A 23,614-nucleotide genomic window follows, 5' to 3' on the forward strand; every position below is an offset into this window, starting at 1 on the left:
CCTGCTGTCCGCTCAGGCGTAGAGCGAGTCGATCTGCGCCGAGTACTTCTCGGCGATCGGCTTCCGCTTGAGCTTGAGGGTCGGGGTGAGCTCGTCGCCACCGGGCATCCAGAAGGTCGGGACGACCTCGAACTTCTTGACCTGCTCGACGCGCGACAACTTCGCGTTGCCGGCGTCGATGCCCTGCTGGATCAGGGCCAGCACGCCCGGGTCCTTGGCGAGCACGGCCGGGTCGGCGGCGACGCCGGCCTTCTCGGCGTACGCCGCCGCAGCGTCGGGGTCGAGCACGATCAGCGCCGTGTTGAACGCCCGGGCGTCACCGATGCAGACGATCGCGGCGGCCAGCGGGGTGCTCACCTTGAGGGTGTTCTCGATGTTGGACGGCGACATGTTCTTGCCGGAGGCGCTGATGATCAGCTCCTTCTTGCGGTCCACGATCGAGTAGTACCCGTCCTCGTCGACCGTGCCGATGTCACCGGTGTGGATCCAGCCGTCGGCGTCGAGCGCTTCGGCGGTCTTCTCGGGGTCCTTGCGGTAACCGATCATGTTGCCCGGGCCGCGGACCAGGAGCTCGCCGTCCTCGGCCAGCTTGATCTCGATGCCGGGGATCGCCGGTCCGACCGTGCCGAGCTTCTGCTTGCCGGGAGGGTTCAACGTCGAGCCGCCGCAGGTCTCGGACATGCCCCACAACTCGCAGACCTCGATGCCGAGGCCGATGAAGAACTTGAGCGTCTCCGGGGAGATGGCGGCAGCGCCAGACCACGCCCAGGTCAACTCCTGCATGCCGAGGGCCTCGCGGACCTTGGACAGCACGAGCTTCTCGGCCACGGCGAACTTGACCTTGTCGATGGGGTTCAGCGACTTGCCGGCAAGACGGGCGTCCGCCTTCTTGTCCGCCATGGCAAGGGCGAACTGCGCGATCTTCTGCTTCTTGGCATCGGGTTCGTTGGCGACCTTCGCCTCGACGCCGGCCTTGATCTTCTCCCAGACGCGCGGGACGGCGAACCAGATGGTCGGCTTGCAGTCGGGCAGGGCCGCGGCGATGGTGCGCGGGTCGGCGATGTAGGTGACCTGGGTGCCGCGGGCGCACAGGCCGTACTGCGAAGTCGCGCGGTCGGCGATGTGGGCCATCGGCAGGAACGAGGTGATCCGGCCGCCGAACGGCATCGGGAAGTTGGCGGTCACCGACTCCAGGATGCTCATCAGGTTGCCGTGGGTCAGCTGCACGCCCTTGGGCGGGCCCGTCGTACCGGAGGTGTAGATGAGGGTGAGGAGGTCGTCGGGCGTGACGGCCTTCCACGCGGCCTCGAAGTCGAAGTCGGGGTCGCCCGCAGCCTCGAGCTCCTCCAGGCTCATCGTGGCGCCCTCAGGCTTCCCGTCCACCACGATGATGTGATCGAGCGGGGCGCCCGACGCGAGGACGACCGGCAGCAGCGCGGTCTCGGTGAAGATGACCTTGTTCTCGGCGTTGCTGAAGAGGTACGCGACCTGCTCCGGCGCCGAGGTGTTGTAGATCGAGAAGGCGGTCGCACCCAGGTGCATCGCGCCGGCGTCGATCCAGGCCGACTCCGGCCGGTTCGTCACCATGATGGCGACGGTGTCGCCGCGCTTCACACCGAGGCTCGCCAGACCCGCTGCGACCTTGCGGACGCGGTCGGACAGTTCGCGCCAGGTGACGGAGACCTTGTCTCCCGGGGTACGGACAGCGACAGCGTCGGGGTTGACCTTGGCGGTCTGCTGGAAGGCCTGGCAGACAGTGATGGACGAGCTCAATTTGTCTCCTCGGTGACGGGTTCGCGCAGAACGTAAGCCACGTCACACCGGCAAAGCAAGCACTTCTGCTTGTTTTGGGACCCTTTGGTCAGGCAGGGCAGGAACTGCGGGCAACCGCCGTCCGTTGACGCGGGTGTACCCCCTGCGAAAGGAACCCTGCTGATGCGTTGCCCCGTCGACGAGACCACGCTGGTGATGAGCGAGCGAAGCGGAATCGAGATCGACTACTGCCCCCAGTGTCGCGGCGTCTGGCTGGACCGCGGTGAACTGGACAAGATCATCGACCGTTCCGTAGCCGAGCCGGCACCCCAGCAGGCCGCCCAGCAGGCCCCGCCGCAGCGTCAGCCCGAGTACGACGGCTACCAGACGCCCCGCCAGCAGTACGCCCCGCAGCAACAGCACGGCTACAACAAGAAGCGCAAGAAGGAGTCCTGGCTCTCCGAGCTCTTTGATTGAGGCGCCGACGATTGGCGGAGCGCCGTAGCCCGTTCGGGCCACTTGCCCGGGGCCCTTGTTCCCGAGTTCCGGCCAATTGCGACTGACCACGCCGTCCGGGCCGATCTGGGGACTGTCACGACAAGACCGTCGCGACGAGTCACGCAAGGACCGTCATGCTCGAACAGCCATGGGGCCGCTGGACTGCTCCCAACAGCGCGCTGGCGTTCGCCGTGGCTCCCCGACGGTCCAGGCCATGGCTCATGCTCTACACGCTCGTCGCGGTTCCGCTGTACGTGTCGTACGTCGCGCTGCCTGACGCACCGCGCTACCTGTGGACCGCCATCGGACTGCTCTCGCTCACCGGGCTGGTCGTCGGCACCATCGTGAACCGGCCGCGGCGGCGCCTGCCGTGGTGGCTGGCCACCCTGGGCGTGGCCGCTCTCATGGCAGGTGACACGACCTACGACCTGCTGACCGGCGTGTTCGGCCAGCTCAACCCCTACCCCTCCGCTGCCGACGGGTTCTACCTCGCGATGTACCCGCTGGTTGCGGGTGGGCTGCTCGTGCTGGTCCGGGTGATCAAGCCGCTCGGCGACAAGCATGCCGCCATCGATGCCAGCATCGTCACCGTCGCTCTCGGGCTGCTGGTCTGGGTCTACCTGGTCGAGCCCTACACACAGGACGCGACGCTGACCTGGGGCCAGAAGGCGGTGTCGATCAGCTACCCGCTCGGAGACGTCCTGATCCTCGCCTTCCTGGTGCGACTCCTCATTGGCACCGAGCGGCGATCGCACTCGCTGTGGTTGCTCAGCATCGGCACCGTCGGCCTGCTCGCGTCCGACACCGTCTACGGGCTGATCCAGCTCAACGGCAACTGGTCCACCGGCAGCCTCGTCGACCTCGGCTGGATGTTGTTCTACGGAGCCTGGGGCGCGGCGGCTCTGTCACCGGACATGGCGCGGTTGACCGAGCCGGTGCGGCGGACACCACCACAGACCTCGAGCCGCCGTCTGCTCCTCTTCACCCTGGTCCCGCTCGCTGCTCCTGGCCTGCTGCTGTGGGAGCTCTCGCGCGGCGGCTCTGGCCACATTCTCGAGACCGCAGGGACCGCGGCAGTGCTCTTCCTCCTGGTGTCGCTGCGCCTCAAGGGCCTGGTCAACGCCGCCCACGAAGCGACCCACCGGGAGAACGCCATGCGCCGCACCGGTGAGGCCCTGGTCGCCGCCTCGGACCCGGACACCGTCTACCGCGTCGGCCTCGCGGCCCTGGCCGACGTCACCTGCCACTCGCCCCGCCTCCTCGTCGCGACCGGCCACCCCCTCCGGGTGGTGTTCGACTCCAGCGACAGGCACCGGAGCAGGGACGACGAGGACCTGGAGCCGCTCCTTCGGTGCCACGAGCACGAACTGCTCAGCCAGCAGTTCGTCCTCACCACGGCTGCGGGGTGCGGTCCCGCCCTCGCCGCGGCCATCGGCGCAGGCGAGACGGTGCTGCTGGCCGCGATGGTGCGCGACGAACGGATCAGCGGACTGCTGGTGGTCCACGGCCCCGGCGTCGAGCGGCCCGAGAGCATCGACCCCATCTGCAGCCTGGCGTCCCAGATGATGCTCGCCCTCGACAGCATCGAGCTCACGGCACAGGTCGCCGAGCGGAGGAGCGAGGCGCACTTCCGGTCATTGTTCCAGCACGCAGCCGACATCATCCTCGTGTTCGATGAGCAGCTCCGGCTTCGGTTCAACACACCCTCTGCGCAGACCGTGCTCGGATGGGAACCAGAGGGTGCACGTGACCGAACCGTGGATTCGATGGTGATCGCCGGCGACGTCTCCAAGGCCCGCCTGCTGCTCGGCCGGGTCCTGCTCGGCGAGCGGCGCTCGGGGCGCGGACCGAGCGACGAGTGGCGGATCGTGGATCGCGGTGGCCGGGTACGCCTGTTCGAGGTCTCCTGCCGGAACCTGATGGACGACCCGAGCGTTGGCGGCGTGGTCGTCACGCTCCACGACATCACCGAGCGTCGCCAGCTCGAGAGCGACCTGGCGTACCAGGCGTTCCATGACTCCCTGACCCAGCTGCCCAACAGGGCCATGTTCCTCGACCGTGTCGAGCGTGCCCTCGCGCCCAGCGGCCCCGACCGCGACCTGATCGCGGTCGTCCTGATCGACCTGGACAACTTCAAGATCATCAACGACACCCGCGGCCATGCCGCAGGTGACGCACTGCTCGCCAGCGTCGGGCAGCGTCTGCAAGCCGCCCTGCGGCCCTCGGACTCGTGCGCGCGGCTCGGCGGCGACGAGTTCGCGGTCCTCGCCAACGGCGTGTCGAACAACGAGGAGGCCTGCGAACTCGCCGCGCGTCTGCTCGAGCACCTCCGGTCGCCGTTCGACATCGGCGGCGAGAGTGTTCACGCAGGAGCCAGCTTCGGCGTCACGACCAGCGCCTACGGCCAGGAGGCGGCGGAGCTGCTGCTCCAGGCCGACCTCGCGATGTACGCCGCGAAGGACGCCGGAAAGGGTGGCGTGCAGTTCTTCCGGCCAGCCCTGATCGATGCCATACAGCTGCGGGCACGGACCGTCAGCGAGCTCGAACTGGCCGTGCAGCGCGACCAGTTCGTGCTCCACTACCAACCCATCATCGCGCTCGACACCGCCTGTGTCGTCGGGTTCGAGGCCCTGATCCGCTGGCAGCACCCGGAGCGTGGGCTGCTGTCTCCTGGCGACTTCATCGACGTCGTCGAGGACAGTGAGCTCGCCATCTCCGTCGGCGCCTGGGTGATCGACAAGGCGATCGAGCAGGCCGCCCAGTGGCAGGGCACCGGGCCCGACAGCGGATTGCTGAAGATCGGTGTGAACGTGACGCCGCACGAGTTCGCCCACCCGGGATTCGTCGACGTCGTCATCACCGCGCTGGAGCGCCACGGCCTGCCGCACGAGGCACTCGTGCTGGAGATCACCGAGCGCATCCTCGCTGGCGGGGACCCCCAGATCATCCGCGCGATGGCCGAATTGCACGAACTGGGCGTTCACCTGGCCATCGACGACTTCGGGACCGGCTACTCGGCCCTCGGCTACCTTCGGCGGTTCCCCGTGAGCATTCTGAAGATCGATCGGAGCTTCGTGGACGGCATCGGTACCTCCAGCGATGACCGGGCACTCGTCGAGGCCATCGTCCGACTCGGCGAGACGTTCGGTCTCGACGTCGTTGCCGAGGGGGTGGAGACAGAGCAGCAGCGCGACGAGCTGGTCGGGCTCGGATGCCACTTCGCCCAGGGGTATCACTACTCCCGGCCACTGCCCGCGGCGCAGGCCACGAGGTTCGTCCACGAGTGGTCGGCACCCCAGCTGACGATCACGCCCGCTCCCGCCGCTGGCTGACTCCGCCACCAGTGGCCGTGGCATGGCGTGCCGAGTAGCGTCGTGGGCGTGACGAGCGACGCCAGCTTCCGGACCGAGCACGACTCCATGGGCGAGGTGCGGGTCCCGACAGCGGCACTCTGGCAAGCGCAGACCCAGCGGGCGGTGGAGAACTTCCCGATCAGCGGCACGCCGATCGAGCCCGCGCTGATCCACGCGCTCGGCGAGGTCAAGGCCGCAGCCGCTCGCGCCAACGGCGACCTGGGCGTTCTGGCGGCCGACCTCGCCGCGGCCATCGAGGCGGCGGCCCACCAGGTCGCCGAGGGCCGGTACGACGACCAGTTCCCGATCGACGTGTTCCAGACCGGGTCGGGCACCAGTTCCAACATGAACGCCAACGAGGTCGTGGCCACGCTGGCCGGGCAGGCCGGGGTCGAGGCCCACCCGAACGACCACGTCAACGCCAGCCAGTCCAGCAACGACACCTTCCCCACGGCGATCCACGTCGCCGCGAGCCTGGCCGTCGTCCGCGACCTGGTGCCGGCGCTCGCCGTACTCGCCGGGTCGCTCGAGGCGAAGGCCACGGAGTTCGCCTCGCTGGTGAAGTCGGGCCGCACCCACTTGATGGATGCCACCCCCGTCACGCTCGGTCAGGAGTTCGGCGGGTACGCCGCGACCGTGCGCTACGGCGTCGAACGGCTGGAGGCCGTGCTCCCTCGCGTCCGTGAGCTGCCCCTGGGCGGCACAGCGGTCGGCACGGGCATCAATACGCCGCCCGGGTTCGCTGCGGCCGCCATCGGGGCGTTGAGCGCCGCGACGGGCGAGCCGTTCACCGAGGCGCGCAACCACTTCGAGGCGCAGGGCACCCGGGACTCGCTGGTCGAGCTCAGCGGCGTGCTGCGCACCATCGCGGTCGGCCTCACCAAGATCTGCAACGACCTGCGCTGGATGGGCTCGGGCCCCACGACAGGCCTGTCCGAGATCCACCTCCCCGACCTGCAGCCGGGGTCCTCGATCATGCCGGGCAAGGTGAACCCGGTCCTGCCCGAGGCCACGTTGATGGTCTGCATGCAGGTGATGGGCAACGACGCCGCGGTGACGATGGCCGGCGCGAGCGGCAGCTTCGAGCTCAACGTCGCGATGCCGGTGATCGCACGCAACGTCCTGGAGTCGATCCGCCTGCTCTCGACCGCCAGCACCACGCTCGCCGGGCGCTGCATCGACGGGATCACTGCCGACGAGGACCGGATGCGGCGCTACGCGGCATCCTCACCGTCCGTGGTCACACCGCTCAACAAGCACCTCGGCTACGAGGCTGCCGCCAAGATCGCGAAGCAGGCACTCGCGACCGGCAGCACCATCCGCGAGACGGTGCTCGCCCTGGGGTACGTCGACCGCGGCGAGCTCACTCTCGAAGCACTCGACGCCGCGCTCGACCTGGATGCCATGACCCGCCCCGACGGGACGCCTGGTCCCTGACCGGAGCGGGTCACCGCGTTGTCCGTCAGGTCGTCTTGCGACGTCCGGTGAGGATGGACCCGGCAATCACGGCAACGGCCGCCACCGCGATCTGCCAGAGGTGGCGGATCCAGTCGATGCCGTTGGTGGCGTTGGTCATCTCGGCGGCGTGCCCGTCGAAGGGGCCGTTGTTGTTCCCGGCGATCGCCCAGTAGAGGGCACTGCCGACCAGCATGCCGACGATGCCACATGCGGTCGTCAACCAGAGCGGGAACCTGGTTCTGTCGCCCGGCGCCACGGCCTTCCCGATGAGACCGATGATCGTGCCACCGACAATCGTGACGATGATGCTCCAGAGCATGGGAGCGCCCCTTCCGTCGCGCGGGACACCGATGTCCCGCGATGGGGGCATCATGCACCGGCCTGCGCCTTTACCTGCGAAGGCGCGGCGTAAGCGCGACACGCGCTGTCGGCTGCTCAGGGACGTCGAGCGACGGAGCGAAGAGAGCGACGCAGGAGCGACCGGAGTGGAGGAATCGACGTACCTGAGCGTCGACTGTCTTGCCGCCAGGCCAACTCAGCCCATGCCAAGACAGCTGCGGCGCGGCAGCGTGTCGGAGCGGAGCGACGACATCGCTCGCGCCATCCAACTCAGTACCAGTTGTGGCTCTCGGAGTGCGCCCAGGCGCCGCAGGGGCTGCCGTAGCGGTTCTGGATGTAGCCGAGGCCCCAGCGGATCTGGGTGGCCGGGTTGGTCGCCCAGTCGGCTCCGGCCGAGGCCATCTTGGAGCCGGGGAGCGACTGCGGGATGCCGTAGGCGCTCGACGAGGGGTTGTCGGCGTTCCAGCGCCAGCCGGACTCGCGGGTCCACAGCGAGTCGAGGCAACCGAACTGGTCGGAGGAGAATCCGAACTCACCCAGGAGCGCGCGGGCGATGTCTCGGGGGTCCGAATCGGAGAGCTTGCGCTCGTCGGTCAGCGCAGCGGGGCCCGTCTCGTCCAGGCCTGCAGCCTTGGCCGGGTCGGCCTCGGGGCGGCGGTCGTCGCGGGAGACCACTTCACGGCGCTCGGTCGCGACGGTGACGTCGGCGGTCCGGGCAGCGGTGAGGGCGTCGAGGTCAGCGCTCGCAGCGGGCGGAGCAGCGTCCTGGCCGAGGACACCGGCGGCCACGGACACGCCCGTGACAGCCACGGCAACCGACGACAGGACGACCACGTTGCGGGCAGCCTTGCGAGGCGCCTGGGCAAGGTGAGCGTGCTTAGGTGCTCCACGGTGCTTCGGTGAAGGGTTCGCGTGCTTCGACAAGTGCTCGAATCTCGGGCTCGACAGCAGGACCTGATCACCGCCCGATCGGGCCCGACTCCATTGTCATCACCGCCGGCGACCAGCGACCACCATGCCTGAGTGATCTCCCTCAAGCAAACCGAAGCGCCCGTTTCGTTCGTGGTTTCAGACCTCGTCTGCCACGAACGCCACGGGCGCCTCAGTTGTCACACCAACCCCAGGCTTCGCAGAGGGCTACACGACGACGTTCTCCAGCATCTCGGTGACCAGTGCGGCGATCGGCGAGCGCTCCGACCGGGTCAGCGTGACGTGCGCGAAGAGCGGGTGGCCCTTGAGCTTCTCCACGACCGCGACGACGCCGTCGTGGCGGCCGACCCGCAGGTTGTCGCGCTGGGCGACGTCGTGGGTGAGCACCACCTTGGAGTTCGCGCCGATCCGCGACAGCACCGTCAGCAGCACGTTGCGCTCGAGCGACTGCGCCTCGTCGACGATCACGAACGAGTCGTGCAGCGACCGGCCGCGGATGTGGGTCAGCGGCAGCACCTCGAGCATGCCGCGGTCGAGGATCTCGTCCACCACGTCCTTCGACGTGAGGGCACCCAGGGTGTCGAACACGGCCTGACCCCAGGGCGACATCTTCTCCGACTCCGAACCGGGGAGGTAGCCGAGCTCTTGGCCACCGACGGCGAAGAGCGGGCGGAACACGACGACCTTCTTGTGCTGCTGGCGCTCCATCACCGCTTCGAGGCCCGCACACAGCGCGAGCGCCGACTTGCCGGTGCCGGCGCGGCCGCCGAGCGACACGATGCCGACCTCGGGGTCCAGCAGGATGTCGAGGGCGACCCGCTGCTCGGCGCTGCGGCCGTGCAGGCCGAAGGCCTCGCGGTCGCCCTTGACGAGGTGCACCTGCTTGTCCGGTCCCACGCGCCCGAGTGCGGAGCCGCGCTCGGACAGCATGACGAGGCCGACGTGGCAGGGCATCTCGCGCGCCTCGGCGAGGTCGAGGGTCCCGTCGTCGTACAACTCGTCGAGGGCTTCGGCCGACACCTCGATCTCGGCCATCCCCGAGTAGCCGGTGTCGGAGTCTCCGAGCGTTTCGCCGCGGTACTCCTGCGCGTCCAGCCCGACGGCCGATGCCTTGATCCGCATCGGCAGGTCCTTGGAGACCAGGATGACTTCGTGGCCTTCGTCGGCGAGGTTCCGGGCGACGGCGAGGATCCGCGTGTCGTTGTCCCCGAGCCGGAAGCCGGAGGGCAGCGACGAGGCGTCCGTGTGGTTGAGCTCGACGCGGATGCTGCCGCCGTCGTCGCCCACCGGGACGGGTGCGTCCAGCCGGCCGTGCTTGACCCGCAACTCGTCGAGCATCCGCAGCGCGCTCCGGGCGAAGTACCCGAGCTCTGGGTGGTGCCGTTTCGCTTCGAGTTCGGTGATCACCACCACTGGCAGGACGACCTCGTGTTCCTCGAACCGGCGCAGGGCGGCCGGATCAGCCAGCAGCACGCTGGTGTCGAGGACATAAGTACGACGGATGGTGGCCTGGGCCTTCGTGTTCGACACGTGAAACCTCACCGGACCGCGCCCCTGGAGGGCCCCGGCCCTATCCCTGGTAGACGGACCGGGTTGCACAGTCGTGTTGGTTCACGTTTGGCCTCCCGATGTGGCCGGCTTCCCCACCTGCCACTGATCGGAAAGTACGCCCGTCATCCAACTGTTGAGGGCGCCACGCCGCATCGCGGAAGTTAATGTCAGGTGACGCGTCGGTACGCGAAGTCCGCGATCTCGCGGTCCTTGGCCAGCCCCTTGCGTTCGAACTTGGTCACCGGCCGCTCTTCCCACCGCTCCACCGGACCACCCGAGAGCAGCCCCTCGGCACCGAGCACCGACTCCATCTGCTCCGCATAGTCGGCCCAGTCCGTCGCCAGCCGCCACACCCCACCCGGCACCAGCCGCGATGCCATCAGGTGCGCGTTCTCTGCGTTGACCAGTCGCCGCTTGTTGTGACGCGCCTTGTGCCACGGATCAGGGAAGAACGTCCAGATCTCGGCAACACTCGCTTCGGCCAGCAGGTGCTCGAAGGTCCACACCGCGTCGACCCCACAGAACCGCACGTTGGAACAACCAGCGTCCCCCACCCGCCCCAGGCTCTCCGCCACCCCCGGCAGCCAGACCTCGAGCGACAAGACGTTGTACGTCGGCCGCGCGCCGCCGCCAAAGCAGCCGTCGCCTCCCCCACACCCCCACCGATCTCCACGATCAACGGAGCCTCCCGAGAGAACCACGAGCCGAAGGAGAAGTCCGGCGCATCCACGGCCTCATCCGGAATGACCCACCGGTCGGCGTACTCGTCCCACCCCAACTGCTGCTTGGGCGTGAACCGACTCCCCCGCCGCGCATAGGTCAACACCTCCCGCTCCCGCCGACCATCGTCGGTGAACTTCTGATGGGGCCGAGCCGGGCGCACTCCGTGATTCACGACAGACATTCTCCCGGCCGGACGAGAGGGAGCGAAAACCAGAGGACCGACCGGGCGCTGCGTGCGCAGGCCGGACCACCCCTCGAGGGCGCTTCGGTCCGTGCCGGCGGCGCCCGTCGTACCAAGGTCACGCAATGGCGAAAGCCAGGGCGCCGACGGCGGGGACCGCTCCTAAGCCATCGAGGGGTGGGGAGGCCGGCGCACGCAGCGCCCACCCAGCCAGCCAAAACGCAGGAACCCCCACCGCCCGAAGGCGATGGGGGAACCTGGTGAAGAAGGGTCAGATCACTTGGTGATCTTCGTGACCCGGCCGGCGCCGACGGTGCGGCCACCTTCACGGATCGCGAACTTCAGGCCCTCGTCCATGGCGATGGGCTGGATCAGCTCAACGGCCATGTCCGTGTTGTCGCCCGGCATGACCATTTCCGTGCCCTCGGGGAGGGTGACGACGCCGGTGACGTCGGTGGTCCGGAAGTAGAACTGCGGGCGGTAGTTGTTGAAGAACGGCGTGTGACGGCCGCCTTCTTCCTTCGACAGGATGTAGACCGACGCGTCGAAGTTGGTGTGCGGGGTGGTCGTGCCCGGCTTGATGACAACCATGCCGCGCTCGATCTCTTCGCGCTTGGTTCCACGCAGCAGCAGACCGACGTTCTCGCCAGCCCGACCCTCGTCGAGGAGCTTGCGGAACATCTCGACACCGGTGACGGTCGACTTCATCGCGCCCTCGCGGATGCCGATGATCTCGACCTCCTCGTTGACCTTGACGATGCCGCGCTCGATACGACCGGTGATGACGGTTCCACGACCGGTGATCGTGAAGACGTCCTCAACGGGCATGAGGAACGGCTTGTCGACCTCACGCTCGGGCTGCGGGATGCTGGCGTCGACCGCGTCGAGCAGCTCGAGAACCGAGTTGCCCCACTTCTCGTCGCCCTGCAGTGCCGGGAAGGCAGCAACGCGAACGACCGGGATCTCGTCGCCGTCGTAGTCGTACTCGGAGAGGAGCTCGCGCACCTCCATCTCGACGAGCTCGATGAGCTCTTCGTCGTCGACCATGTCGCACTTGTTGAGCGCGACGACCAGGGCGGGAACGCCGACCTGGCGGGCGAGCAGCACGTGCTCACGCGTCTGCGGCATCGGACCGTCGGTCGCGGCAACCACCAGGATCGCGCCGTCCATCTGCGCGGCACCGGTGATCATGTTCTTGATGTAGTCCGCGTGACCGGGGCAGTCAACGTGCGCGTAGTGGCGCGCTTCGGTCTGGTACTCGATGTGTGCGATCGAGATCGTGATGCCGCGCTGACGCTCTTCGGGAGCCTTGTCGATCTGGTCGAACGCCGAGGCCTCGTTGAGGTTCGGGTACTTGTCGTGCAGGACCTTCGAGATCGCCGCGGTCAGCGTGGTCTTGCCGTGGTCGATGTGACCGATGGTGCCGATGTTGACGTGCGGCTTGGTCCGCTCGAACTTGGCCTTAGCCATTGCTGGCTCCTCCTGGGATTGTTACTTGACTCGTACTGGGTTGGGTGATGCGCCGAGGGCGGCGGAAAGCAGTCGGAAGACTACTCGCCACGAACCTTCTTGATGATCTCGTCGGCGATGTTCGTGGGAACCTCGGCGTACGAGTCAAACTCCATCGAGTACGACGCCTGACCAGAGGTCTTGGACCTCAGGTCGCCAACGTACCCGAACATCTCGGACAGCGGCACGAGGGCGTTCACGACGATGTCGCCGTGACGCTCCTCCTGTGCGCGAATCTGGCCGCGACGGCTGTTGATGTCACCGATCACCGTACCGAGGAAGCCCTCGGGCGTGATGACCTCGACCGCGAACATCGGCTCGAGCAGGCACGGCTTCGCGCGACGCGCAGCCTCCTTGAACGACTGGATGCCGGCGATCTTGAACGCGAGCTCCGAGGAGTCGACGTCGTGGTACGCGCCGTCCTCGAGGGAGAACTTCACGTCGACCATGGGGTAACCGGCGAGCACGCCGAACTCCATGGCTTCCTGACCGCCGTTGTCGACGGACGGGATGTACTCGCGCGGGATGCGGCCACCCGAGACGTTGTTGACGAACTCGTAGCCCACACCGAGACCGGTCTCCGGGTCCTTGTTCGGCTCGATCGAGATGACGACCTTGGCGAACTGGCCGGAGCCACCCGTCTGCTTCTTGTGGGTGTAGGAGTGGTTCTTGACCTCGGCGCGAATGGTCTCGCGGTAGGCGACCTGCGGCTTGCCGACGGTGGCCTCGACCTTGAACTCGCGCTTCATGCGGTCGACGAGGATCTCCAGGTGGAGCTCGCCCATGCCCGCGATGATGGTCTGACCGGTCTCTTCGTCCGTCTTGACGACGAACGTCGGGTCCTCGTCGGACAGGCGCTGGATGGCCGTGCCGAGCTTCTCCTGATCGGACTTCGTCTTCGGCTCGATGGCGACCTCGATCACCGGGGCCGGGAACGTCATCGACTCGAGGACGACCTGGTTGTTCGGGTCGGACAGCGTGTGACCCGTCTTGGTGTCCTTGAGGCCCATGACGGCCACGATCTGGCCGGCGCCGACCGACGCGATCTCCTCACGCTTGTTGGCGTGCATCTGGTAGACCTTGCCGATCCGCTCCTTGCGGCCGTTGACCGAGTTGACCACGGTCGCGCCGGCAGCGAGCTTGCCCGAGTAGACCCGGACGTAGATCAGCTTGCCGAGGTGCGGGTCGGTCGCGATCTTGTAGGCGAGGCCGGAGAACGGCTCGTCGTCGGACGGCTGACGGGTGATCTCCTTCTCCTCGTCGCGCGGGTCGTGACCGACGATGCCGTCGATGTCGAGCGGCGAGGGGAGGTAGTCGATGACCGCGTCGAGCAGGGGCTGGACGCCCTTGTTCTTGAAGGCGGTGCCACACAGGACCGGGTTGAGCTTGTCGGCCAGGGTCGCGCGACGGATGGCGGCCTTGAGGGTGGCGGAGTCGAACGTGTCGCCGTCCTCGAGGTAGACCTCCATGATGTCGTCGTCGGCCTCGGCGACCGTCTCGACGAGCTTCTCGCGGTACTCCGCAGCCTGCTCGAGCAGGTCGGCGGGGATCTCCTCGACGACGTAGTCCTCGCCCATGGCGGTCTCGCCGCGCCACACCTTGGCGTGCATCTCGACCAGGTCGACGACGCCGATGAAGTCGCCTTCGGCACCGATCGGGAGCTGGAGGACCAGCACGTTGGAGTTGAGGCGCTCGACCATCATGTCGACGCAACGGAAGAAGTCCGCGCCGGTGCGGTCAAGCTTGTTGACGAAGCACATACGGGGGACGGAGTACTTGTTGGCCTGGCGCCACACCGTCATGGTCTGGGGCTCGACGCCAGCGACACCGTCGAACACTGCAACGGCGCCGTCGAGGACGCGCAGCGAGCGCTCGACCTCGGCCGTGAAGTCCACGTGGCCGGGGGTGTCGATGATGTTGATCTGGTGCTTCTTCCACCAGCAGGTCGTCGCGGCGGACGTGATCGTGATGCCGCGCTCCTGCTCCTGCTCCATCCAGTCCATCGTGGCCGCGCCCTCGTGGACTTCACCGATCTTGTACGTGATGCCGGTGTAGAAGAGGATGCGCTCGGTGGTGGTGGTCTTGCCGGCGTCGATGTGCGCCATGATGCCGATGTTGCGAACGACGTTCAGGTCTGTCGTGATGTCGACTGCCACGTGAGTCAGCGTTCCTTAGATCTTGGGATGGAGAAGGTGGGTGCCGGAGCGGGCGCCGCCGTAACGGGCCCGCTCCGACGAAATCACCAGCGGTAGTGAGCGAAGGCCTTGTTGGATTCGGCCATCTTGTGCGTGTCCTCGCGCTTCTTCACCGCGGCACCGAGGCCGTTGGCTGCGTCGAGGATCTCGTTCTGCAGGCGCTCGGCCATCGTCTTCTCACGACGGTCGGCGGCGTAGCCGACGAGCCAGCGGAGCGACAGCGTGGTGCCACGCGTGCCCTTGACCTCGATCGGGACCTGGTAGGTCGCGCCACCAACACGGCGGGACTTGACCTCGATGGCGGGGCGCACGTTGTCGAGCGCACGCTTGAGGGTGATGACCGGGTCGATACCGGTCTTTTCGCGGGTGCCTTCGAGCGCGGTGTAGACGATGCGCTGTGCAACCTGCTTCTTGCCGTCCTGCAGCACCTTCGACACGAGCTGGCTCACCAGCTGCGACCCGTAGACCGGGTCCATGTCGATCGGCCGCTTCGGCGCGGGGCCCTTGCGCGGCATGTCAGCTCTTCTCCTTCTTGGCACCGTAGCGGCTGCGAGCCTGCTTACGGTTCTTCACGGCCTGGGTGTCCAGAGCGCCGCGGATGACCTTGTAGCGAACACCGGGGAGGTCCTTCACACGACCGCCGCGGACGAGCACGATGGAGTGCTCCTGCAGGTTGTGACCCTCACCCGGGATGTAAGCGGTGACCTCGACGCCACTGGACAGGCGCACGCGGGCGACCTTGCGCAGAGCGGAGTTCGGCTTCTTCGGGGTGGTGGTGTAGACGCGGGTGCAAACACCGCGACGCTGGGGCGAACCCTTCAGGGCAGGCGTCTTGGACTTCGACACCTTGTCCTGGCGGCCCTTGCGGACCAACTGATTAATGGTGGGCACCTGGTGGTTCCCTTTCCTTTTGCTCTCACGTGCCGGCGCCTTGCCGGGCACGGATGTGTTGCGTTACTGCGTGCCGAATGAGTGGCCTCTGGTCGTTCGCTCCCCAAGAAACTTGAAACTCAAGGGTGCGATCGCGTTGAGGGCATGCTCGACGTGCCGGGTCACCCCAGACACGAGAATCGAGATTACCGGCCGGTCAGGGGCCGGTCAAAATGCCGGTGCACCGGCCCGATCGGGCTGGGGGACGCTCAGACCCACCCGGCGCTCCGCCAGAGCGCGTACGGCGACCGCGGCAGCCACTCCCACCAGCACCAGCGTACCGCTCACGAGGAGGGTCCAGCGGGCGCCGTACTGCTCCCCGATCCAGCCGATCACGGGGGCACCGAGGGGCGTTCCACCCATCACGATGGTCATGTAGATCGCCATCACGCGACCGCGCAGGGCGGGGTCGGACTCGACCTGGAGCAGGGCGTTGCAGGAGTTCAGCACGGTGATGACCGAGAAGCCGAGCAGGGGGCACAGCAGGACGAAGGTGAGGTACGTCGGCATGAGACCGGCCGCGATCTCGACCAGGCCGAACGCGACGGCGGCCACCAGGAGCAACCGGACCCGCACCCGGGTGCGACCGGCGGCGACGAGTGCCCCGGCCAGCGAGCCGACTGCGAGAGCGGAGCCGAGGACGCCGTACTCGGTGGCGCCCTTGTCGAAGATGTCGGTCGCCATCAGCGCGGAGGTGATCTGGAAGTTCATGCCGAACGTCCCGACGAAGAACACCAGCACGAGGATCATCAGCATCTTCGGCTCGCTCCGCATGTACGAGAAGCCGGCGCGGAGCATCCCGGGCGCCCGGGCCACGGGACGCGGTGAGTGCAGCTCGGTCGCGTCCATCCGACGCAACTGGAGGATCACGGCGGCGTAGGACACGGCGTTCACGAGGATCACCCACCCGGTCGCGCGCATGCCACCGCCACCGAGGCCGATGAGCAGGCCGGCAAGGCCGGGGCCGATCATCCGGGCGGCGTTGAATGCGGCGGAGTTCAGGCTCACCGCATTGGCGACGTCGTCAGTCCCGACCATCTCGGAGACGAACGCCTGGCGGGCGGGCGCGTCGAAGGCGGCGCCGATGCCGAAGATGAACGCCAGCAGGTAGACGTGCCACGTCTCGGCGACGCCGAGGGCGGCGATCACGCCGAGCGTGAGGGCGGCGCCGGCCATCACGGCCTGCGTGACCTGCAGCAGGCGGCGCTTGGAGAAGCGGTCGGCCACGACGCCGGCGTACGGCGACAGGAGCAGGACCGGGACGAACTGCAGGCCGGTGGTGATGCCGAGCGCGGCACCACCGTTGCCGGGGATGGTGAGCACCAGCCAGTCCTGGGCAATGCGCTGCATCCAGGTCCCGATGTTGGAGACCAGGCTGCCGGCAAAGTACAGGCGGTAGTTGTGGTGGGCCAGGGAGCGGAATCGGGGGCTCGTGGCGGGCTCCTTCGGGTCGGTTCGGTTACAGGGTCTGTTCGGATTCGGCGAGCCGCTGGAGGATCGGGGCGGCCCGGCGCAGGATGTCGCGCTCGTCAGGGGTGAGCTCCTCCAGGCGCATCGACAGCCAGCGGTCGCGACGGGCGGCGTCGGCCAGCACGATCGAGCGACCCGCGTCGGTGATGCGTACGACGACCTGCCGGCCGTCGTCGGGGTGGTCATGCCGTTCGACCAGTCCCCGCTCGCCGAGTGCGGTGACGGTCCGGGTCATGGTCGGCGGCCGCACCTGCTCGCGCGTGGCCAGGGCACCCACGGTCTGGTCGCCGCGACCGTGCAGCACCCACAACACGGCCATCGCGGTGAGGCTGAGGTCGTTGTCCGGGTGGCGCTCGCGCACCAGCCGGCGCCGCAGGCGCATGACCGAGAAGCGGAGCTCGGTGGCTAGCCCTGCTGTCGAGCGCACGTGCTTCTCCAGAATCGGCATGTCGTTAGTCTAAGTCATTACTTTGCGTAACTATTCCCCGGGACGGCGCCGGGAACCGGCCGCCGGGCTACCATCGGGTTGTGGAGCTCCGTGATGACCAGCCGACGCAGCACGAGATCGGCAAGCGCACCTACCTGATCGCTCCTGTCGAGCCGCTCGACGTTGACGGAGTCCGGACCGTCCAGGTCGGCACCGGCATCTTCCTGCTGGCGTTCCTCGGACTGCTGCCGTTCTGGGGCCGCCTCGAGGAAGAGGGCCAGACCTGGCTGCTGTGGATGTGCCTGACGGGCGTCGGCCTCGGCCTCCTCGGCACGGAGTACTGCAAGCGCCGCCGCGGGATCCGCGCCGAGCGCGCCGCCGATGGCGAGTGACGCCGCCCCGCTTCCGCCGACCCGTTGGGCTCTCGGCGGAGCGAAGAACAGCGGCTACGGCGAGCGCTTCGCCGAACTGATCAACCAGGGCAAGGACGTCGACGGCGAGGCCCGCCTGGCCGACACCCTCGTCGACCGGGGCGCCCGGATCCTCGACGCGGGCTCCGGCATGGGCCGGGTCGCGGGCTACCTGCAGGCCCACGGCCATCGCGTGGTCGCAGCCGAGCCCGACCCGGTGCTCGTCGAGCAGTCCCGGCTGACCTATCCCGCGCTGGACGTGGTGCCCCTCGAGATCCTCGACCTCACCCGCGAGGCCGTGGCCGCAGCGGGTGTGGCGGACGGGTTCGACCTCATCGTGTGCGTCGGGAACGTGTTGACGTTCGTCGCGGACGGCACCGAGGTGGCTGTCCTGACCCGTCTGCGCGAGCTCCTCGCACCGACCGGACGAATCCTCGCGGGCTTCCACCTCCGGGGCGGTCCGAGCTCGGCCCGGCCCTACTCCCCCGACGAGTTCATCGCCGACGCGACGTCAGCGGGACTCCGGATCGACCACCGGTTCGGTGGCTACGACCTGCGACCGGTCGACGACAACTACGCCGTCTGGGTGCTCAGTCTGGCGCGAGACGCGTCTCCGGCGCAGAACTAGGGGCAGCGAGCTGCCGTCGGCGCCTCCCGCCGCGCTGCCGCGCCGCGGTCGTCCCGCGTAGATGGCTGGGTTGGCCTGGCGGCAAGACAGCTCGTCCACGTCAGGCGCGAGACGCGTATCGCGCCTAGAACACTTCCAGGTCGTCGGTGCCGATGGTGTCGATGACCGGCGGGGCCGGGGGCTGCGACTGCTGGCGCTTGCTGAGGCGGACCTCGGAGTGCGCACCGCAACCGTGCTGGAAGGCGACCACACGAGCGTCGTCGTTGGCGTCGCCGTTGGCGCAGACACCGAACATCTCCGACAGCGGGCCGGCGAGGCGGACCAGGAAGCCACAGGAGTAGCACTGGTGCGGGGCCGACTTGGCGATCGGCGCGTCCGGGCCGGGTTCGCCGTCGTACCAGCGCTCGGCGGCGATGTCGCGACCCTCCGGGGAGAGCACGCGGACCCGGCCGAGGCCGAGGTCCTTGGCGACATCGCGGATCTGGGTCTTCTCGTCGGTGTCGAGCGCGTCGTCGCCGAAGGAGTACGTCGGCACGAGGCGCGGGTCCTCGTCGGAGACGGGCAGCAGGTCACCGGGCGACAGGTCGCCGGGCTGGAGGCGGTCGCGGTAGGGCACCCAGGCGGGAGCGATGATCGCTTCGGCGCCGGGAAGCAGCACGACCTCGACGACGGTCACCTTGCGCTGGCGGGACGCCCGCGTCAGGGTCACCGCCCACTGCCAGCCGTGGTAGCCCTTGCGGTTGCACCCGAACAGGTGGGTGACGACCCGCAATCCGTCGACCTGGAGGCCGAGGTGGTCACCCACGTCGGCAGCGTCGACCTCGTTGAGCAGCGCGGTGCGCGCTTCATCAACGGCGTCGGCCGCGACGGCGTCGGTCAACTTGCGCTCGAGTGTGGACACGGGGCACAGCATCCCTCATTCGGGCGATGCTCGTCACGTCGGGGGACCGTGCCGGGACGTCGGGGGGTGTCGCTTCGACACCAGCAGGCAAGATGGACGTCGTGAGCTATCCGCCTCCACCACCTCCTCCGCCACCGCCGCCGCGCGACGGTTCCGGTGAGGTCCCGGACGCAGATCTGAGCGAAACAGGATCGATGCGCGCCGTCGGCGCGGGCCTCGGGACCGGTGCGAAGGCCACGGCCCGCGGCCTCAAGGCCACCGCGGCGGTGACCGGCCGCGCCAGTCGGGCGACCTTCCGACAGGCCCGCAAGGCCGCCGGCGCCCAGGGCGCGGAGCGATCCGGGCTCAAGCGGCTCATCGAACTGCATTCCTTCAACGCCGCCGGCGACTCGGCCTTCGCCATCGCCCTGGCCGGAACGGTCTTCTTCGCCGGAGCGACGAGTGGTGAACGCGGACCGGTGCTGCTGTTCCTCGGCCTGACGATGGTGCCGTTCGCGATCGTCGCCCCGCTGATCGGACCGTTCCTCGACCGGTTCAGCCACGGCCGACGCTGGGCGATCGGCTCGACCTTCGCGCTGCGCGCCTTCCTCTGCTGGATCCTCGCGGGCACGCTCGCCGACGGCTCCCCCTGGTTCTACGTCGCGGCGCTCGGCGTCCTCGTGTCGTCGAAGGCGTACGGCGTCGCGAAGGCCTCCGCCGTACCCCGACTGCTTCCCCACGAGATCACCCTCGTGAAGGCGAACGGCCGCGTCGCCCTCGCCGGCGTCGTGGGCGCGTGCGTGTCCGCCCCGCTCGCGGGTGCGGCGTACTGGATCGGCCCCGAGTGGGCCTGCCGCTACGCGTTCGTCGTGTTCGCCGTCGGCACGGTCGCCGCGATCCTGCTGCCGGACCAGGTCGACTCCTCGACCGGCGAGGAGTCCGTCGAGTCTCCCCGCGACGCCGTCACCGGCGCGCGCCGTACGACCGGACTGCCGCCGAAGGTGGCGTTCGCACTGCGCGCGAACTGCGGTCCCCGTCTGTTGTCGGGCTTCCTGACGATGTTCATGACGTTCGTGCTCGCCACCGAACCGCTCGACGGCTGGGAGACCACGACCAAGTCGACCGTGCTGCTCGGCCTGGTCATCGGCGGCGCAGGCCTCGGCAACACGATCGGCATCTTCGTGGCGTCCCTCGCGCGCAAGATCAACCCGGTCGTGATGGTGGTCGTCGCCCTGCTCGCCGACATCGTTGCCCTGCTGTTCGCGACCATCGTCTACAGCGCGTTGCCACTGGTCATCCTCGGCCTGACGGTCGGGTTGATGCAGTACCTCGCGAAGGTCTCGCTCGACTCCACCATCCAGACCGGGGTCCCGGCACGCGCCCACGCGAGCGCGTTCGCGAAGGGCGACACCACCCTGCAACTGGCGTGGGTGGTCGGCGGATTCCTCGGCGTGATCCTGTCCTACCCCGCGGTCAACGACTTCGGACTGGCGTTCGCTGCGGTGCTGGTGAGCGCCTGGGCGGTCTTCGTGCTGCGCAGCGCGCCGCACAAGCGGGGCAGCCAGCAGAGCCCGCCGATCCCCGCCTGAGCGCTAGTTGGTCACAGGTCGGCAGCGCGGCGGGAGGCGTCGATGGGCAGCTTGCTGCCCCGGATCAACGCCGGAGACGCGCTCGACCCAATGTCACAGGTCGGCAGCCGCGGCGGGAGGCGTCGATGGGCAGCTTGCTGCCCCGGATCAACGCCGGAGACGCGCTCGACCCAATGTCACAGTTCGAGCTCGTCGGCGAGGGCGCGGAGCACCTTCGCGACGGGCTGGGCCGCGCGACGATCGGGGTGGCGGCCGTGGCGGTAGGCCTCGCCCACACCGTCGAGCAGGCGGATCAGGTCCTCGACGATCAGGACCATGTCCTCCGGCGACTTGCGGCGGGCGTTCTGCTGGTTGCGGGAGACCGAAGCGGGCGCGTCGATGAGCTTGACCTGGAGCGCCTGGTCGCCACGGCGGCCCTGAGCGATCCCGAACTCGACCTTGGTGCCCGCCTTGAGGGTGGTGACGCCCTCGGGCAGCGCGTCGGAGCGCACGTAGACGTCCGCACCGTCGTCCTGGGAGAGGAAGCCGAAGCCCTTCTCCGTGTCGTACCACTTCACCTTGCCACTCGGCACGGTCTCGACCTTCCTCACTGATCACGCTGTTGCCGCGAGCCCGACGGCTCGCAACCGCACATGCTAGTAGGCACGGTGGGTGCGGGCCGACGTCGTACCCTCGCGGACGTGGGAAGCGAACCGTCACCGCCGCAACTTCTGCCCCCTCCGCTGCCGCTGCGGACCGAGCGACTCGTGCTGCGCACGGTGGTCGCCAGCGACCGCGAGGCGATCGGCGACTACTGCGCGAAGCCCGAGGTGACGCGCTATCTACCCTTCCCGGCACTCGACGACGAGGGCCTGACCAAGCGCCTGGATCGCCTCGTCGCGGCCACCGCGCCCTCAACGGTCGGGGAGTTCCTGGCGCTGGCCGTCGAGTTCGACGGCGTGCTCGTCGGCGACCTGATGCTCCGCTTCAGCGCCAGGCATGGCGACGACGCGCCGCCGTCGATCGCTGAGCTCGGCTGGGTGTTCGCGCCGGAGTACGCCGGCCGCGGGTTCGCCACCGAGAGCGCGCGCGCCCTCATCGACCTGGCGTTCGGGCACTACCCGCTGCACCGGGTGATGGCTCAGCTCGACCCCCGCAACGTCGCCTCCGCAGCCCTGTGCGAGCGGTTGGGGATGCGTCACGAGGCACACACCCGCGAGGACTTCGCCGACCGCGACGGCACCTGGGGCGACACAGCCGTCTACGGCCTGCTGCGCCGGGAATGGGCCGCGCTGTAACGCGGCTGCCCGGCCTCAGCTCGCGCGTTCGACCTTCATCATCCGGTCACCGAAGCGGACGACGTCACCGGCGAGCAAGGTGCTCGGACGCCCCGGCGTGAGCGACTTCGACATGCCGCCGCGGACGACGAACGACCCGTTGGTCGACCCACGATCCATCACGACCAGGGCACCGTCGGGCGCCACCAGGAACTGGGCATGGGTCTTGGACAGCGACATGTCCGAGGACCGGAGGGGTACGACGTGGCGGACCGGCTCGCCCGGACGCGGCTCGGGTCGGCGGCCGACGAGGGCGAGGCCCTCGACGACGAACGCCTCGCCCGAGTCGAAGGACACGCGCCACCGACTGGTCGGAGGCGCGGCCGCAACCGGTGCCACGGGCGAGGGCACGGTGGTCGGAGCCGGGCTGGCCACCGGGGCCGGGGCCTGACGAACCGGCGGCGTTGCCGCTGGCGCGGCCCGGTGCACTCCGGGGGCCGGCGCTGCGACCGGGGGCTGCACCGATGCGGGTGCGGGAGCAGGTGGGGGCACGGGAGCGGGGGCTTGCCGTACCGGGGCCGGCGCTGCGACCGGGGCCCGAGCCACGACCGGAGCGGGGCCGGTGCCGGTGCGGGGGCGGGGGCCCGCGACCGGCGTGGGCATCGGCATGGGCGGAGGCACCGGGATCGACTCGGGTGCCGGCACGGGCACCAGGCGCATCGCGGTGAGGTTCACGATCTGCTGCGGACGGTCATCGACCTCGTCGGTCGCGACCGGCATCGGCCGGACGTCGACCACGACCGCATCGCCGATCTGGTCGTGCAGGGCACGGCGCTGCCGTGTGGGATCAGCGGCGGCGGTCCACGCCAGCGTGGCCAGACCCATCCCGACAGTCGGAATGCCCGCGGCACCCAGCGCCAGGGAGCGCCCGATGGCGGGCCCGACACCGATCGGGCGGCCGGTGGTCCGTCGTACGACCCGAAGGCCCACGACCGCCTTGCCGGGGGTGAGCCCGGTCGTTCCCACGACCACAGCGGTCACGAGGCCGATCAGGATCACCGCACCGAGGAAGGAGGCGAGAGCGATCCAGACCTCGTCACGCGCAGCGAAGCGCCAGACCGCCAGGCCGATGCCGGCCGCGATCCCCCAGCCGATCGTGCGATCCAGCACGAACGCCGAGAAGCGTCGATCGAGCTCGGCCGGTGGAAACATCACCGGCTCCGCCGTGGGCGGGACGAGGGACATGAATGTGCTCCGAGTAGCGGTGGCCCGTCAGGGCCGGGTGACCTGGATGGTGACTCCATCGCCCAGGTTGATGATGGCGCCAGGAATCAGCTGGACAGCGATGCCGGGCTTGAGGTCCTCCGGCCCCAGCCCCGGCTGCACCAGAACGGTGCCATTGGTCGAACCCATGTCCGTCACGACGGCGGTGCCGTGGTCGGCACCGGTGCCGGGACGGACCTCCACATGGGTGGACGAGATCTCGTGCAGGCGGCTCGGCACCGTGACCAGCGTCGGCTGCTCGGTCGAGGTGA

Annotated in this window: 21 protein-coding genes; 7 read left to right on the top strand and 14 right to left on the bottom strand. The window is 68.7% G+C overall.

All coding sequences use genetic code 11. The features are described 5' to 3' along the window. Window positions 1-12: 12 nt before the first annotated feature. Complete coding sequence (locus HRC28_RS22645) at window positions 13-1,773, bottom strand: AMP-binding protein (protein ID WP_182377621.1); 1,761 nt, start codon at window positions 1,771-1,773, stop codon at window positions 13-15. 162 nt (window positions 1,774-1,935) lie between these two features. Between HRC28_RS22645 and HRC28_RS22650 the strand changes: the two genes are divergently transcribed. The 3 genes from HRC28_RS22650 to HRC28_RS22660 all read left to right on the top strand — a co-directional run bounded on the left by HRC28_RS22650 (window position 1,936) and on the right by HRC28_RS22660 (window position 7,040). Further along, window positions 1,936-2,229 (top strand): zf-TFIIB domain-containing protein, encoded by a 294-nt coding sequence (locus HRC28_RS22650; protein ID WP_182377622.1) that lies wholly within the window; start codon window positions 1,936-1,938, stop codon window positions 2,227-2,229. A 155-nt stretch (window positions 2,230-2,384) separates the two neighbouring features. Further along, entirely contained in the window at window positions 2,385-5,582 is a 3,198-nt protein-coding gene (locus HRC28_RS22655; protein WP_182377623.1) for a bifunctional diguanylate cyclase/phosphodiesterase, read from the top strand. A 48-nt stretch (window positions 5,583-5,630) separates the two neighbouring features. After that, window positions 5,631-7,040 carry a class II fumarate hydratase gene (locus tag HRC28_RS22660; RefSeq protein WP_202033151.1) on the top strand — a complete coding sequence of 470 codons (1,410 nt, stop codon included), beginning with the start codon at window positions 5,631-5,633 and terminating at the stop codon, window positions 7,038-7,040. A gap of 25 nt (window positions 7,041-7,065) precedes the next feature. Here the strand turns inward: HRC28_RS22660 and HRC28_RS22665 are convergent, their stop codons facing one another. The 10 genes from HRC28_RS22665 to HRC28_RS22710 all read right to left on the bottom strand — a co-directional run bounded on the left by HRC28_RS22665 (window position 7,066) and on the right by HRC28_RS22710 (window position 17,337). Further along, on the bottom strand, window positions 7,066-7,380 hold the full coding sequence (locus HRC28_RS22665; protein WP_182377624.1) for a hypothetical protein: 315 nt from the start codon (window positions 7,378-7,380) through the stop codon (window positions 7,066-7,068). A 290-nt stretch (window positions 7,381-7,670) separates the two neighbouring features. Then, the gene (locus HRC28_RS22670; protein WP_237111616.1) at window positions 7,671-8,234 is read right to left on the bottom strand and encodes a lytic transglycosylase domain-containing protein; all 564 of its coding nucleotides are present in this window, start codon (window positions 8,232-8,234) and stop codon (window positions 7,671-7,673) included. Between the two features lie 303 nt (window positions 8,235-8,537). Further along, window positions 8,538-9,860: a PhoH family protein gene (locus HRC28_RS22675; protein WP_202033152.1), complete on the bottom strand. Its 1,323-nt coding sequence runs from the start codon at window positions 9,858-9,860 to the stop codon at window positions 8,538-8,540. A 188-nt stretch (window positions 9,861-10,048) separates the two neighbouring features. Then, on the bottom strand, window positions 10,049-10,483 hold the full coding sequence (locus tag HRC28_RS25480; RefSeq protein WP_237111617.1) for a hypothetical protein: 435 nt from the start codon (window positions 10,481-10,483) through the stop codon (window positions 10,049-10,051). Between the two features lie 578 nt (window positions 10,484-11,061). Continuing rightward, window positions 11,062-12,255 carry an elongation factor Tu gene (gene tuf / locus HRC28_RS22685; protein ID WP_182377627.1) on the bottom strand — a complete coding sequence of 398 codons (1,194 nt, stop codon included), beginning with the start codon at window positions 12,253-12,255 and terminating at the stop codon, window positions 11,062-11,064. 80 nt (window positions 12,256-12,335) lie between these two features. After that, window positions 12,336-14,450 carry an elongation factor G gene (gene fusA / locus HRC28_RS22690; protein WP_182377628.1) on the bottom strand — a complete coding sequence of 705 codons (2,115 nt, stop codon included), beginning with the start codon at window positions 14,448-14,450 and terminating at the stop codon, window positions 12,336-12,338. An 83-nt stretch (window positions 14,451-14,533) separates the two neighbouring features. After that, entirely contained in the window at window positions 14,534-15,004 is a 471-nt protein-coding gene (gene rpsG, locus HRC28_RS22695) for a 30S ribosomal protein S7 (protein WP_182377629.1), read from the bottom strand. 1 nt (window position 15,005) lies between these two features. Then, window positions 15,006-15,380, bottom strand: a complete 375-nt coding sequence (gene rpsL, locus HRC28_RS22700; protein ID WP_056708632.1) for a 30S ribosomal protein S12 — start codon at window positions 15,378-15,380, stop codon at window positions 15,006-15,008. A 207-nt stretch (window positions 15,381-15,587) separates the two neighbouring features. Further along, window positions 15,588-16,832 (bottom strand): MFS transporter, encoded by a 1,245-nt coding sequence (locus HRC28_RS22705; RefSeq protein ID WP_237111880.1) that lies wholly within the window; start codon window positions 16,830-16,832, stop codon window positions 15,588-15,590. Window positions 16,833-16,878: 46 nt separating this feature from the next. Continuing rightward, window positions 16,879-17,337: a MarR family transcriptional regulator gene (locus tag HRC28_RS22710; protein WP_182377630.1), complete on the bottom strand. Its 459-nt coding sequence runs from the start codon at window positions 17,335-17,337 to the stop codon at window positions 16,879-16,881. A gap of 80 nt (window positions 17,338-17,417) precedes the next feature. On the opposite strand from HRC28_RS22710, the gene HRC28_RS22715 reads away from it, so the two are divergent. Together HRC28_RS22715 and HRC28_RS22720 are read left to right on the top strand one after the other, a co-directional pair. Beyond that, the gene (locus HRC28_RS22715) at window positions 17,418-17,708 is read left to right on the top strand and encodes a DUF2530 domain-containing protein (RefSeq protein WP_237111618.1); all 291 of its coding nucleotides are present in this window, start codon (window positions 17,418-17,420) and stop codon (window positions 17,706-17,708) included. Continuing rightward, window positions 17,698-18,354, top strand: a complete 657-nt coding sequence (locus tag HRC28_RS22720) for a class I SAM-dependent methyltransferase (RefSeq protein WP_182377631.1) — start codon at window positions 17,698-17,700, stop codon at window positions 18,352-18,354. The genes HRC28_RS22715 and HRC28_RS22720 overlap by 11 nt, the downstream gene beginning before the upstream one ends. A gap of 124 nt (window positions 18,355-18,478) precedes the next feature. Here the strand turns inward: HRC28_RS22720 and HRC28_RS22725 are convergent, their stop codons facing one another. Continuing rightward, a complete protein-coding gene (locus HRC28_RS22725) occupies window positions 18,479-19,255 on the bottom strand; it encodes a DUF3027 domain-containing protein (protein ID WP_237111619.1) in 777 nt (258 codons plus the stop codon). 194 nt (window positions 19,256-19,449) lie between these two features. On the opposite strand from HRC28_RS22725, the gene HRC28_RS22730 reads away from it, so the two are divergent. Further along, on the top strand, window positions 19,450-20,823 hold the full coding sequence (locus HRC28_RS22730) for an MFS transporter (RefSeq protein ID WP_182377633.1): 1,374 nt from the start codon (window positions 19,450-19,452) through the stop codon (window positions 20,821-20,823). A gap of 176 nt (window positions 20,824-20,999) precedes the next feature. On the opposite strand, the gene HRC28_RS22735 is transcribed toward HRC28_RS22730, so the two are convergent. Continuing rightward, window positions 21,000-21,395 carry a cold-shock protein gene (locus tag HRC28_RS22735; protein ID WP_182377634.1) on the bottom strand — a complete coding sequence of 132 codons (396 nt, stop codon included), beginning with the start codon at window positions 21,393-21,395 and terminating at the stop codon, window positions 21,000-21,002. Window positions 21,396-21,503: 108 nt separating this feature from the next. Here HRC28_RS22735 and HRC28_RS22740 point away from each other — a divergent pair, with 108 nt between their 5' ends. Next, complete coding sequence (locus HRC28_RS22740) at window positions 21,504-22,100, top strand: GNAT family protein (protein WP_202033153.1); 597 nt, start codon at window positions 21,504-21,506, stop codon at window positions 22,098-22,100. A gap of 15 nt (window positions 22,101-22,115) precedes the next feature. Here HRC28_RS22740 and HRC28_RS25685 read toward each other — a convergent pair whose 3' ends face one another. Beyond that, the gene (locus HRC28_RS25685; RefSeq protein ID WP_182377636.1) at window positions 22,116-23,324 is read right to left on the bottom strand and encodes an RDD family protein; all 1,209 of its coding nucleotides are present in this window, start codon (window positions 23,322-23,324) and stop codon (window positions 22,116-22,118) included. Window positions 23,325-23,614 lie beyond the last annotated feature (290 nt).

This window comes from Nocardioides sp. WS12, assembly GCF_014108865.1.
In the GTDB taxonomy this organism is placed as follows: Bacteria; Actinomycetota; Actinomycetes; order Propionibacteriales; family Nocardioidaceae; genus Nocardioides.